We start from the raw sequence: 13,001 nt of genomic DNA, 5'->3' as shown, positions 1-13,001 counted from the left end.
TCGATGCGGACCAGCAGACCCGGCGGGCGCGGGCGGAACCAATGAAACATCGGTAAGATAAAGGGATTTTGCGCCGCTGTGTCTCCGAGGCCCCAGACCAGCCACCCAGCCCCTATTCCGGCAATTGCTCCCGGAAAAACCGGATCGCATTGCCGCCCATCACTTGGCGCACATCGTCCTCGCTCAGGCCGGCCGCGAGCAGGCGGTCGGTGAGGACGGCGTATTCGGACGCGTCGAATGTGGTGGTGATGGTGCCGTCATAGTCGGAGCCGAGGGCGACATGGTCGAGGCCGACAAGGTCGATGGCGGCGATTATGGTGCCGGCGACGCCGGACGGGCTGTCATCGCAGGTCACGTCTTCCCAGAAACCGATGCCGATCAGCCCGCCTTCCGCCGCGATGGCGCGCATCAACCCGTCGGGAATGTTGCGGGTGACCGGACAATGGCCGTGAATGCCGGTGTGGGAGACCACGAGCGGCCGGTCGGTCATCGCCAGAACCTCGGCCACCACGGCGGGCGAGGAATGGGCGACATCGATGATCAGGCCGCGCTCGAGCATGGCGGCGACGGCCTCGCGGCCGAAATCGGTGAGGCCGGCGCCGGAGACGCCGTGCAGCGATCCGCCCAGCTCGTTGTCGAAGAAATGCTGCAGGCCGATCAGCCGGTAGCCGGCCTCCCAGAGCGGTTCGATATTGGCCAGATCGCCTTCCAGCGGGTGCGCGCCTTCCGTGGCGAGGAGGCCGCCCATCGCCATCGGGTCGCTCTGCCGGGCGGCGAGCACCGCATCGAGATCGCCGCGCGTGCGGATGACGGTGAAGGCGTCGTCATTATCGGCCAGGCGGTTTAGGCGATCGGCATGGTAGAGCGCGCGATTGCGGATCGAGCCCCAGGTGTCGACCGGCCAGCGCTGGGCGATGGCGAGCGGGGTGATATTGTCGCTGTCGGCCGAGTTTTCCTCGTAATTCATCGAGGAGGGCGTCTTGGTGACGCTGGCGAAGACCTGGAAGGCCACCCGCCCCTCGCGCAGGCGCGGCAGGTCGGTATGGCCGCGATCGTTGCGGCGGGCCGGATCGCGCATCCACAGGAGCATGTCGGAATGCAGATCGGCGACGTCGAGCGTGGCGTGCAGGGCCTGCGCCTCGGCGGAGAGGACATAGGGTTCGTGCGGCAGGACGAGATTGCGTCCGGCATCGATGCGCACGGGGATGACGTAGAAGAAGAGGCCGGCGGCCACCGCCAGCAGGATGGCGATCGCGCCCAGAATGATCCGTGTCATGCCCCGTCCCTCCCATGAACAGCGTTCACAAGCTGTAGCGTGAAAGCCCGGCGGCAGACAAGAAAGCAGACAGAAAAAGGGCCGCCCGGATTGTCCGGACGGCCCTTCATGCTCTGGTGTCAGCCGGGACGGCCTATTCGCTGTAGAGTTCCGAGATCGACAGCGACGCATTGGCATTCTCGCCCTGGCGGTAGGAACCGATCCAGATGTCATAGGTGCCCGAGGCCGGATTGTGGAAGGTCAGGGCCGGGTTGAGGCCGCTATTGCCGCCATCGTCATTGCAGTGCCAGTTGCCGTTCGGATCGTTGACCAGGATGGTCGTGTCCGACGAGGAGGCGGCCGACAGGATCAGCGGCAGGGAGGAGCCGGCCGTGTAGCGCAGCTCGAAGTCCGGCGCGGCGGACACCCAGCCGGCGCAGCCGCTGCGCACGTCCGACGCCGGGAAACCGCCGCCGGAGACGATGTCGACACGGTAGGGATCGGGCGTGAAGCCGGCGCGCAGATTGGCGCTGCCGAAATTGGCCGGCAGGGAGAAATCGATCCCGCCATAGCTGTTGCCGCCGCCATTGTATCCGCCGCCGGAGCCGCCGAGTTCGGAGATGGCGAGGACTGCGTCGGCATAATCGCCCTGGCTGTAGGAACCGACCCAGATGTCGTAACGGCCGGATTGCGGGTTGGAGAAGGTCATGCTCGGATTGAGCCCTTCACCGCTGTCATCGTCGCAATACCAGTTGCCGCTGGGCCCGTTGACGACGAGCGTCGTGTCCGAGCTGGACGTGGCGCCGATGGTCAGGTCGAACATGTTTCCGGCGGTGTAGTAGACCGAATAGTCCGGCGCGTCGGCGATCCAGCCGCGGCAGGACGAGGACACATTGGCCGCCGAGCGCGCACCGCCGGAAGTGATGCGCACGGTGTAGGGATCCGGCGTGAAACCGGAGTTCAGATTGACGCTGCCATAGGTGGGCGGCGCGGAATAATCCTGGGCGATGGCCGGAGCGGCGCAGGCCAGGACGGCCGCCGCGGCGGCGAGAGAACGAAACTGCATGACGGATCCCCTTTTCAAGCCGCCGGCCCGGTCACCCTTGTGCCGTCCCATCCGGTAGCGTGATCCCAGTTTAGACGATCCTGCTACTGAACCACAGCTGAACGGTTATTTTTATTCCACCGCAGTCTCGTCTTCATCCCGAGGCCAGCCGAGCGCGGCCGAGATCAGGTGGAAGACGGTGTTCTGCTCGATCGATCCGCCGAACCAGTGCGCCCGCGGCCCGGTGGCATAAAGCGCCACATCCGCGCCGGAATGGGTCTCGTTGGACAGTTCGACGGCGGTCTCCTGCAGATAGTCCGGCGCCATCACGGTCTCCTCGTCCAGCGGCTCGCCCTCATGGGCGCGCACATTGGGGCCGTTCTGATAGCCCAGCGTGGTGTAGGGCCGGCCGGTCTCGTCCAGCGTCAGCTGCGGCTCTGTGCCCGGCTCGTACGGGTTGGCGCGGCGCACCAGGCCGAGGATCGGGTTGCCGCGGCCGGGATAGCCGGAGAAGGTCATGGTGTGGCCGTGATCGGCGGTGACGACGATCAGCGTCTCGTCCAGATCGACCCGTTCCAGCGCCGCCGCGATGGCCGCGTCGAAGGCCTGCATGTCGGTCAGGGCGCGATAGGCATTGGTGGCGTGGTGGGCATGATCGACCCGGCCGGCCTCAACCATCAGCACATAACCGTCCTCGTTCCGCGACAGGCGGTCGATGGCGAAGGCGGTCATTTCCGCCAGGGAGGGCTCATCGGCCTCGCTGCGATCGGCCTCATAGGCCATGTGGCTGTCGGAGAAGAGACCCAGCACCGGCGCGCCGGCGGCCGGATCGAGGGCCCGGAAACCGGCGGCATCGGTCACGGCGACGCGGTCGTTCGCCTGCCATTCCGCGATCAGGTTGCGCCCGTCGGCACGCACGCCGCCCTCGGCCTCGGGCAGGAAACGGGCCCGGCCGCCGCCCAGCGCCAGCTCGATACCGTCGCCCTCGTCGAAGGCCAGCAATTGCGCGGCAATGTCGACACAGCCCGCGGCGACGCCTTCCGGCCGCATGTCGCTGTCGGCTTCCCAGGAACGGATCAGGCTGTGCGCGTAGAGCGTGGCCGGCGTGGCGTGGGTCAGGCGGGCGGTCGAGACGATGCCGGTGGCCAGGCCGCGGCGCTCGGCCAGCTCGACCAGGGTCGGCGGCAGGTCGGCACCGGGCGCGCAGGCATCGAGAAACTGGTCGGCCCGCACACTGATCGCGCCGGAGCGGGTCTTGTGACCGGTCACCAGCGCCGTTGCCGTGCTGGCACTGTCGGCGACCTGGGCGTCGGTATTGTAGGTGCGTACCAGGGCGGTGCTGGGGAAGGCCTCGAAGGACAGGGTGTGCGTCTCGCCGTCGCCGGCCTGTTCGCCGCCATAGATCCGCGCGGCGGAAATGGTCGGGATGCTCATGCCGTCGGCGATGAAGAGGATGACATTGCGGGCCTGCTGCGGACGCACATCGACCGCCATGCGGCGGTCCAGCTCGGCGCGGGCGCGCTGCCAGTTGTCACCATCATTGCCGGTGTCCTGAAGGGTTGCGGCGCTGGCAGCACCGGCCAGGAAGACGCCCAGGACAACCGCCGGGCCGAAGGATTTGATATGCACGTCGTGACCTCGTTCCGCTGGAGCGTGATCCGGTGAAGCGGAAACCGGTTCACCGTTCGATCGCGCGACCGCTCAAGATTCCGGAGCAGGGGCGATCCCGCAGGAAACGCTCCTGCTCCAGGTCGCGCAGGCCTACCGAATGCGGCCGGGAATGACCAATGAAAGTTTCAAGTCGGCGCAGCGGCGCTCAGCCCGCCGGCCCGTCCAGCAGGATCACCGCCTCGACCACACTGCCCGAGCCCATATAGGTCAGCGAGGAGAAGGACAGGGTGCGCGCCAGCGTGATCCCGCGCCCGCGATAGCCTCCACCGGCCGGCGGCCCCGTCAGGAAAGCCTCGTGATCGAACCCCTCGCCCTCGTCCTGGATGGTGAAGGCGATCATCCGCGCGCCGCGCTGGAAGGTGACGATCACCCGGCGCCCGGCATAGGCGGGATCGGCGAGCCGGCGCTCGACCTCCTCGCGCCAGGTCCCGGCGATCAGCAGGTCGCGCTTCTGCGCACCGGTGATTTCCAGATTGCCGTGCTCGACGGCATTGATCATCAACTCCTGCAGACCGACCACGACGGCGTCGGAATTGGGACAGGCCAGCGCCAGCATGGTCGACAGGTTGCGCGCCTCGTCGAGCGTGCGGAAGACGAACTGGCCGCTCATGATCGTGCCGATGGCGGACTTGCGGCGGGCCACATCGGCCTGCAGTTCCAGCACCTGCTCGCGATAATCGCAGGCGGCCTCGAAGACCGACTTCAGCGACGCAAAATCGGTATCGCGCGACAGGACGAAATCGGCCTGGACCTGGCTGTCGGCGCGCTCGGTCAGGAAGATCGACTGCATCGCCTCACCGGCCCGCAACCGGGCCGCCTTCAGGGCCCCCAGATGCGCATCGTCGGCAATCACCACACCGATCTCGCCGCGCTCCGGCAGGGCCGTCTCGCCAACCAGCACACCGCGCGGCTCGCCTTGAAGATAGTCGCCCAGGCGGCGCGCCAGCGGGCCGTCGGACACCATCATCCAGATCAGGTCGTCGCGGTGTTTCATGGGGCATTCAGTCCGATCAGCAGGAAGGTCAGGTCGTCGCGGAATTCGGCATCGGGCCGGCCGAAAAGACGCGTCAGCAGCCGGGCTGAGAAGGCATCGCTGCCGGCGGCCGCCTCGGCCTGCACGGCAATGGCGATATCCCCGGCCCCGAGACTGGCTTCGGGGTTCTCGAAGTCCTCGTACAGCGCGTCGCTGTAGGCGAACAGCTGGTCCTGCGGTCCCAGCTGCACCGAAGAGCACTCATACTCCGCATCCGCCAGGCACCCCAGGATCAGGCCGCGCCCGGGCAATTCCTCCCAGCCGCCATCGCCGCGCAGGATCAGGGGCGGCGGCGCACCGGCCACGGCATAGCGCATCTCGCCGGCGGCCGCGTCGATCACGGCATAGAAGGCCGTCGCGAAGTGCTCGACCGGCAGGATCGGCACGAGTGCCCGGTTCAGCGCCGCCAGCCATCGGTCCGGATCGGCCCGTTCGCGGACCAGCCCGGCGGTGATCATGTTGACCCGGAAGGCGTTGATGGCGGCCGACACGCCATGCCCGGACAGATCGACCATGAAGACCGCGAACCGGGTCCCGTCCACCGGGAAGACCTGCCAGAGATCACCGCCCAGCATGTGCGAAGCGCGGTAGAAGGTGGTCATGGCGGCGCCGCGCGGTTGCAGGATTGCGGCGACATCTTCCGGGCCGGGCAGGAGCGCAAGCTGCATCGACTGGGCCGCGCGCAGCTCGTCCTCCATCCGGTCCTGATAGCGCTGCAGCCGGCCGATCATGCGGCGGCGTTCCAGATGCAGGCGCACGCGGGAGACCAGCTCGCCGGGATTGAGCGGTTTGGAAACGATGTCGGACGCCCCGACCTTGAAGGCATCGACCCGGCAGTCTGCCTCCTGGATGCCGGTCTGCACCAGGATGGGAAGGTCCAGCGCCAGCCGGCAGCGGATTTCGCGGCACACCTCGAACCCGTCCATTCGGGGCATGCGGATATCCAGGATGACGATGTCGGCCGTGTTGGCCGCGAGCCATTCGATCGCCTCGACCCCGTCCCTGGCATAGGCGAGACAGGTATAGCCCGCCGCTTCCAGCACCGATCCGATCAAGAGGCGCGAGGACGCCTGGTCGTCGACAATGAGGATCCGGTCGCGCGCCGGGTCGTCATGCTCGGACTGGGAGTGTGCGAGGTCCATCCGCGCCTCAGTCGATCGGGATGAGCTGCTCGATCCTGGAAAGCTCGACAACCTTGGCAACCTGTCCGGAAACACCGCGTAGCCGCAGACCGCCCCCGCGCTTGACGATGCGGTCATTGGCCATGATCAGCATGCCGATACCGGCCGAGTCGATCATGGTCAGACCGGACAGGTCGAACACCACCGGACCCGGTGCCTGGTCAGCGAGAATGCCGACGAGCTCGCGGAAACGTTCATGATCGTCAAAGGTGAGGACACCTTCGATCATGACCACGACCGGACTTCCGGTGAATTCGGATCTGTATTCCATCGTCACTCCCCGGCCCGCCCCAGCGGCGGGCGCTCGTCAGACCGCTTCGGTCAGGCGGGTCAGGGCCACCTCCAGCTCGGCATTGAGCGCGTCGCGTGCGGCATTGTCGTCCTGTTCGAGCGCCGCGGCCACTGCTGCCAGCCGGGTGAGCCCGATATTGGCGGCCGCGCCCTTCAGGGCATGGGCGGTGGCGTGGGCATCGGGCCGCTCCCCGCGGTCCATGGCAGCCCAGTAGGTATCCACCAGCCGCCGCAGGTCAGCAACGAATTGCACGCTCATGTCGCGAAAGACGGATTCGCCGACGGCTCCGACCAGGGCCTGGACGGCTGCGCTATCGATTTCCGGCTTGTTGCGCCAGTCGGACATGGTTCGCTCCGCGATGAAGTCCCGCAAGGGGCGCGACTTTAGTCACCACTCCAGCATGCGGGCAAGCGGCGAGCGCCTAACCGGAGCTTGCCGGAGGCGCGACGGATTCCCGCAGGATGATCTCGGACCCGATTTCATGCGGCTCCGCACGGCCGCGTTCTTCTCCTGCGCGCGCTGCATCCAGCCGATCGGCGAGAATCCCGACAGCCTCTGCTGCCATCCGCGAGACCGGCTGGCGGACGGTCGTCAGCTGCGGCCAGACCGCTGTTGCACTCTGGGTGTCGTCGAAGCCGGCAACGCTCAGCTCGCCCGGCAGATCGAGCGCCAGGCGATGCGCCTGGGCGATCACCGCAACCGCCATGTCGTCATTTGCGGCAAAGATCGCCGTCGGCCGGGGCGACAGGGCGAGCAAGCGCTCGGCCGCCTTGAGGCCGGAACGGTAGGTGAATTCGCCGGCGACAATGAGCGCCGGATCGACGTCCAGCCCGGCCGCCGCGAGCGCATCGCAATAACCTGCATGCCGCTCACGGCTGGCGCGCTGTCCGTCCGGGCCGCCGATAAAGCCGATCCGGCGATGACCCTGCTCGATCAGGTGCGCGGTCATGTTGCGCGCAGCAGCCCGGTCGTCCGTCATGATGCCGGGTCCGTGGTCGCCGGCCTCATCGGGCGCGATGCGGATGAAGGGCAGACCGGCCGCCTCGATCGCCGCCAGCACGCCGGCATGATTGCAGACCGGCGGCGGCAGGATCAGCCCGTCAAAACCGCCCCTCTCCAGCAAGGCTTCGACCGTGCCTGCCCAGTCATCTTCGCTGGCGCCACAAGTCTCGACCACGAGATGATAGCCGGCCTCGCGGCAACGGTTCAGCGCCCCGATCAGGAGTTCGGAGACATAGCCGGCGCCGGGATTGTCGTAGAGCAGACCGATGAACCAGGTGTTCGCACGGGCCAGGTTCCGCGCGGAAAGATTGGGCCGGTAGCGCAGGTCGCGAATGGCGGCCTGGACCCGCTCGCGGGTCTCCGGACGCACATTCGCTTCGCCGTTCAGCACACGCGACACGGTCATCGCCGACACGCCCGCGCTTTGCGCCACATCCTTGATGGTGGCACCGAATTGCTTGTTGGCCCGCGTTTTCACAGTCATCGTGTCGGGTACCGGTTCTGGCGTCCAATCGCTGACCGGATGGTAGCGCAAACGCAGCATACCCGCTTGATGCCCGGGGACAACTGCAGCGCGGTGCCGCACGGCAGTCAGAGCCCGGTGAACACCTGGAAAGCGCGCAGCACAGGACTTTCGAATTTCAGCTTGCCCTCGGTCAGCGCGAGACAGATGCACTCGCCGCCCTCACCGATACGGATATCATGCTCGACGCCGGGATGCGCCTCCTCGACATCGCCGGGGCGATACTCCTGGTCGCCGTCCCAGAAACTGCCCTTGAGAACGAGGGTGAGCTCGGAACCGTTATGGCCGTGGTGCGGGATCGCGACGCCCGGCCGGGCGCGCAGCAGCCACAGCCGCTCGCCATGCTCGCCGCGCCACAGGATCGCCTTGCGCATGCCGGGGCCGAGAAAGCCCCAGCGTACCGGCGTGCCGGTGCGGGCCAGATAATCCTGCAGCGCCTGCGGCAGGCACAGGCTGTCATCTGCGTCCGGCGCCGCTGCCACCGGTGCCGCCGCGGTCACGGCTGCGTCCGGCTCGTCACCGGCCCGCCGCAGGATATCCTCGACGCTGAAACCAAGCGGCGCTTCGCCGCTGTCCGACGCGTCCAGCATGGCGCCGCCGAGCATTTCCAGCGCGGCGACCCGGCCGCGGGCCTCGTCCGACAATTCCACATGCGATGCCATCATCACGTCCTGCGCCTCGGTTCCAAGCGTCCCCGCGGCGTAGTCGAGATACCAGCTGTCATCCAACACATGACCGCGCTGGGTCATTTCCATTCTCCAAGACCTTGTCTCATTTTGTTCATGGCCAGCCTGACGCGGGACTTCACGGTTCCCAGGGGCAGGTCCAGCCGCTCGGCAATTTCGCTGTGCGAAAGGCCTTCGGTGAAGGCCAGTTCCAGCACAAGGCGCTGGTCGTCCGGCAGCCCCGACAGGGCACCGGTAACGCTTTGACCGGCCTCGGCCCGTTCATACAGATCGTCGGGCAAGGGCTGGTCCGGCGGCTGGAAGTGCGGATCGTGCTCGTCGATCTTCCGGGCGCGAACCGCCTTGCGATAGTGATCGATGTGCGCATTCCGCGCGATCGTGTAGATCCAAGTCGCCGCCGACGCCCTGGCCGCGTCGAAGCTGGATGCACGCCGCCAGATCGCCAGCATCACATCCTGCGTCAGGTCGTCGGCCAGGGCCGCGGAAACCCGGCGCTTCATCAGGAAGCTGCGGATACGCGGCGCGAAATGATCGAACAGCGCCCGGAAAGCCTGCGCATCACGCTTCTCGCCGACCTGCTCGAGCAGGCCCGCCAGCCGAGCCGCGTCGGAGATGGACCGACGGCGGTCGGTATCGTGCGTCATGCGTGCCTTCCCGGTCTCGACCGTTTCGCATCTTGCCCTTGCGGGCGGGGTGTGAAGGGCAGCGTACATGCTTCGCGATACGATTGCACCGCCCGGCCGGATCACTGACCGCCTGCGCCATTATCAGTGATCCGCTGCCGCGCCGCCCGCGTAAACCCCGGTTATGGCCGCACTTCCGGCCGTCAAAGGACAGGGCTTTTCATGACTCACACGCGCGGACAGAAAATTGCTGTCATCGGTTCCGGCATTGCCGGGCTGGCCGCCGCCTGGCGCCTGTCGCTGGTCCATGACGTCACCCTGTTCGAAGCCGCGCCCCGGCTCGGCGGCCACGCGAATACGGTCAGCGCCCAGATCGGCGGCGAGCATGTCGATGTGGACACCGGCTTCATCGTCTTCAATCCGCGCAACTACCCCAATTTCACGCCGCTGCTGGACTATTTCGATGTCGAGACGGCCCCGAGCAGCATGTCCTTCGCCGCCTCGCTGGATGGCGGCCGGTTCGAATACTCGTCCAATCCGGACGGCCTGTTCGCCCAGAAGCGCAATCTGGTCCGGCCGCGCATGTGGCGCATGATCCGCGATATCCTGCGTCTGCACGATCATGCCCGGCGCGGCGATCACGCCGGCGAGGTTCGCTCGCTCGACGATTTCCTGCGCGCCGAAGGCTATTCCAGCACGTTCCGCGAGGATCACATCCTGCCGATGTGCGCCGCGATCTGGTCTTCGCCCGTCGACCAGATGCGGGCTTATCCGGCCCGCGCCTTCTTCGAGTTCTTCACCAATCACGGTCTGCTGCAGCTGTCCGACCGGCCGCAATGGCGTACCGTCACCGGCGGCAGCCATCGCTATGTCGAGCGGCTGGCCGGCGCCATCAAGGGCCGCGTGCGCCTGTCCGCGCCGGTGCGCGGTATCGACCGGTCCGGCGGTCAGGTCACGGTCCGCACCGATACTGATGAAAGCCGGTTCGACCAGATCGTCCTGGCCTGCCACAGCGACCAGGCCCTTGCGCTGATCGACGCGCCGGACCCGATGGAGCGCGAACTGCTGGGGGCGATCCGCTACCGGCCGAATACCGCGATCCTGCACACCGATACCGGCCTCCTGCCCCGCCGCCGTTCGGCCTGGGCCAGCTGGAACTATCTTGAGTCCGCCCGCACGGCCGACAGTGGCGGCCGCATCAGCCTGACCTACTGGATGAATGCGCTGCAGCCCCTGCCGACGCAGACCCCGGTCCTCGTCACGCTCAATCCGGACGTGGCGCCCGATCCCGCCCGTGTGCTGCACACGGACCAGTATGACCATCCGGTCTTCGATGCGGCCGCGATCGCGGCGCAGGCCCGGTTCGGTACGCTGCAGGGGCACCGGCGCACCTGGTATTGCGGTGCCTGGCTGGGGGCGGGCTTCCACGAGGACGGGCTGCAATCCGGGCTCGCCGTCGCCGAAGCGCTCGGTGCGCCGGGCCGGCCCTGGGCCTGCACCGGCGGCGACACCCGCATCCCCTGGACGCAGGCGCCTGCTCCGGTTCAGCCGGCCCTGGCCGTTGCTGCGGAATGAAACCGCTTCCCGTCTCTCTCTACACCGGCGATGTCGGGCATATGCGGCACCATCCGCGCCGCCACAGCCTGCGCTACCGCATGGTGTCGCTGCTCACGGACATCGATGGTACGGCCCGCAATGACCGGGGTATTGCCGGCTTTGCCTTCGACCGGTTTGCACCCGTCAGCCAGCATGCGGCCGATCATGGCCGCGGTCATGGCGCGCTGCGCGACTGGGTGCGCAGCCGCCTGCAGCAGAACGGGATCGATTTCGAACCGGGCCGCATCCAGCTGCTCGCCGCACCGCGCGTTCTGGGCATCGTGTTCAACCCCGTCTCGGTCTATTTCTGCCACAGGGCCGACGACCGTCTGGGCGCGGTGCTGTTCGAGGTCGCGAATTTTCATGGCGGCCGGCAGGTCTACGCCTTCGACGTGCCCGACGACACGGCCACGCCGCTGCGCTTTGCCTGCGAGAAAACCTTCTTCGTCTCGCCCTTCAATCCGGTCGAGGGCGAATACCGCTTCCGGCTCGACCGCGACGAAGACACGCTGCGCCTGGGCATCCGCCACTATCGCGACGGGACGTGCATCATGGGCGCGATCCTGCAGGCGGAACGGCAGGCGCTGACGACGCGTTCTCTCTGGAAAGCCCAGCTCGCCCAGCCGCTGAACACCCTCGCGACAGTTGGCGGAATCCTGTTCGAGGCGTTAAGATTGCGCCTGAAGGGACTGCGCACTTACGCGCCGCGACGGGGGAGTACGGACACACTGCCCAGGGGACTGTGATGGACTATACGACGCAATCCGCCGAAACGCTGGAAAGCCGGGCCAGCCGCCTGCAGCGCTATGCCCGGGAAAAGATGCGCCGGGCGCTATCCGATCTGACCGACAGCCGTCTGCGCATCGAACTGCCCGGCGGCTACCGTTTCGAATGCGGGCCGGCCGATGCCCCCCACCGGGCCGACTGGTCGATCCGCAAATGGAATGCCTTGCTGCGCATCGCCGGATCCGGCGCGCTGGGCTTTTCCGAAGGCTATATCCACGGCGAATGGGAAACCTCCGACCTGCAGGGCCTGCTCCTGGCGCTGGCCGGCGAGCTCGACAGTATCGACGCCGCCCGCGCCGGCAAGGGTCCCAGCCGCATCATCGGCAAGATCCAGCACTGGATGAACGCCAATACGCGCAGCGGCAGCCGGCGGAATATCTCCTTCCACTACGATCTCGGCAACAGCTTCTACGAACGCTGGCTCGACGAGAGCATGACCTATTCCTCGGGCATTTTCGACAAGGCCGGCGACACGCTGGCCGAGGCGCAGGCCCGCAAATACCGCCGCATCTGCGAGACGCTGGGTCTGAAGCCGGGCGACCGTGTGCTGGAGATCGGCTGCGGCTGGGGCGGGTTCGCCGAGGTCGCGATCCGAGATTTCGGCTGTCACGTCACCGGCCTCACCCTGTCACGCGAGCAGCATGACTATGCTGTCGCCCGCCTGGACAAGGCCGGCCTCGCCCACAAGGCAGACATCCGGCTGCAGGATTATCGCGACGTCTCGGAGGAATTCGACGCCATCGCCTCGATCGAGATGTTCGAGGCGGTCGGCGAGGAGAACTGGCCGGTCTATTTCGACCAGGTTGCGGCCTGCCTGAAGCCGGGCGGCCGGGCGGCCCTGCAGATCATCACGATCCGCGAGGACCTGTTCGCCCAGTACAGCAGATCCGTCGACTTCATCCAGAAATACGTCTTCCCCGGCGGCATCCTGCCGCCGGCCTCGCGCCTGGGTGAAGAGGCCGGCCGCGCAGGCCTGGTGCCGATCGGCACCTGCATGTTCGGGCCGAGCTATGCGCGCACGCTGGCCGGATGGCATGACGCCTATCGGGACGCCTGGCCGGACATCGCCAGCCAGGGCTTCGACGCCCGTTTCGACCGCATCTGGCGTTTCTATCTGGCCTATTGCGAAGCCGGTTTCACGACCGGAAGGATCGATGTCGGCCAGTTCGCCTACCGCAAGCCGGACTGACCCGATCGCCACACGGCTCATAAGATAATACGACAATCCTGAGATTTTTCAGTGCGTTCGGGCATCCGGTCGCAGTGCTGTCGACCGGATGTTTACGTTTCCCGTTCAAACCTGCTCCG

General features: G+C 66.9%; 13 protein-coding genes. 3 read left to right on the top strand and 10 right to left on the bottom strand.

The features are described from left to right. Positions 1–112: 112 nt before the first annotated feature. The 10 genes from PKE71_RS06545 to PKE71_RS06500 form a co-directional block, all read right to left on the bottom strand. Positions 113–1,276 carry a dipeptidase gene (locus PKE71_RS06545; RefSeq protein ID WP_271186145.1) on the bottom strand — a complete coding sequence of 388 codons (1,164 nt, stop codon included), beginning with the start codon at positions 1,274–1,276 and terminating at the stop codon, positions 113–115. 133 nt (positions 1,277–1,409) lie between these two features. Continuing rightward, positions 1,410–2,321 (bottom strand): hypothetical protein, encoded by a 912-nt coding sequence (locus PKE71_RS06540; RefSeq protein WP_271186144.1) that lies wholly within the window; start codon positions 2,319–2,321, stop codon positions 1,410–1,412. A gap of 111 nt (positions 2,322–2,432) precedes the next feature. Next, complete coding sequence (locus PKE71_RS06535; RefSeq protein WP_271186143.1) at positions 2,433–3,929, bottom strand: alkaline phosphatase; 1,497 nt, start codon at positions 3,927–3,929, stop codon at positions 2,433–2,435. Positions 3,930–4,116: 187 nt separating this feature from the next. After that, the gene (locus tag PKE71_RS06530; RefSeq protein WP_271186142.1) at positions 4,117–4,965 is read right to left on the bottom strand and encodes an ATP-binding protein; all 849 of its coding nucleotides are present in this window, start codon (positions 4,963–4,965) and stop codon (positions 4,117–4,119) included. Beyond that, the gene (locus PKE71_RS06525; RefSeq protein ID WP_271186141.1) at positions 4,962–6,146 is read right to left on the bottom strand and encodes a PP2C family protein-serine/threonine phosphatase; all 1,185 of its coding nucleotides are present in this window, start codon (positions 6,144–6,146) and stop codon (positions 4,962–4,964) included. The genes PKE71_RS06530 and PKE71_RS06525 overlap by 4 nt, the downstream gene beginning before the upstream one ends. Before the next feature lie 7 nt (positions 6,147–6,153). Further along, entirely contained in the window at positions 6,154–6,456 is a 303-nt protein-coding gene (locus PKE71_RS06520; RefSeq protein WP_271186140.1) for an STAS domain-containing protein, read from the bottom strand. A 36-nt stretch (positions 6,457–6,492) separates the two neighbouring features. Beyond that, a complete protein-coding gene (locus PKE71_RS06515) occupies positions 6,493–6,822 on the bottom strand; it encodes an Hpt domain-containing protein (RefSeq protein ID WP_271186139.1) in 330 nt (109 codons plus the stop codon). 76 nt (positions 6,823–6,898) lie between these two features. Further along, a complete protein-coding gene (locus PKE71_RS06510; RefSeq protein ID WP_271186138.1) occupies positions 6,899–7,963 on the bottom strand; it encodes a LacI family DNA-binding transcriptional regulator in 1,065 nt (354 codons plus the stop codon). A 107-nt stretch (positions 7,964–8,070) separates the two neighbouring features. Continuing rightward, entirely contained in the window at positions 8,071–8,751 is a 681-nt protein-coding gene (locus PKE71_RS06505) for a ChrR family anti-sigma-E factor (protein ID WP_271186137.1), read from the bottom strand. Further along, complete coding sequence (locus PKE71_RS06500; RefSeq protein WP_271186136.1) at positions 8,748–9,332, bottom strand: sigma-70 family RNA polymerase sigma factor; 585 nt, start codon at positions 9,330–9,332, stop codon at positions 8,748–8,750. The genes PKE71_RS06505 and PKE71_RS06500 overlap by 4 nt, the downstream gene beginning before the upstream one ends. Positions 9,333–9,533: 201 nt before the next feature. On the opposite strand from PKE71_RS06500, the gene PKE71_RS06495 reads away from it, so the two are divergent. From PKE71_RS06495 to PKE71_RS06485, 3 genes are read left to right on the top strand one after another with little or no spacing between them, the layout of a single operon-like run. Next, a complete protein-coding gene (locus PKE71_RS06495; RefSeq protein ID WP_271186135.1) occupies positions 9,534–10,886 on the top strand; it encodes an NAD(P)/FAD-dependent oxidoreductase in 1,353 nt (450 codons plus the stop codon). After that, positions 10,883–11,653 carry a DUF1365 domain-containing protein gene (locus PKE71_RS06490; protein WP_271186134.1) on the top strand — a complete coding sequence of 257 codons (771 nt, stop codon included), beginning with the start codon at positions 10,883–10,885 and terminating at the stop codon, positions 11,651–11,653. The genes PKE71_RS06495 and PKE71_RS06490 overlap by 4 nt, the downstream gene beginning before the upstream one ends. Next, positions 11,653–12,882 (top strand): SAM-dependent methyltransferase, encoded by a 1,230-nt coding sequence (locus tag PKE71_RS06485; RefSeq protein ID WP_271186133.1) that lies wholly within the window; start codon positions 11,653–11,655, stop codon positions 12,880–12,882. The genes PKE71_RS06490 and PKE71_RS06485 overlap by 1 nt, the downstream gene beginning before the upstream one ends. Positions 12,883–13,001 lie beyond the last annotated feature (119 nt).

Source organism: Maricaulis virginensis, assembly GCF_027922185.1.
In the GTDB taxonomy this organism is placed as follows: Bacteria; Pseudomonadota; Alphaproteobacteria; order Caulobacterales; family Maricaulaceae; genus Maricaulis; species Maricaulis virginensis.
The sequence above is the reverse complement of the archived record's forward strand: the minus strand, read 5'-3'. Positions and strand labels throughout refer to the sequence as shown.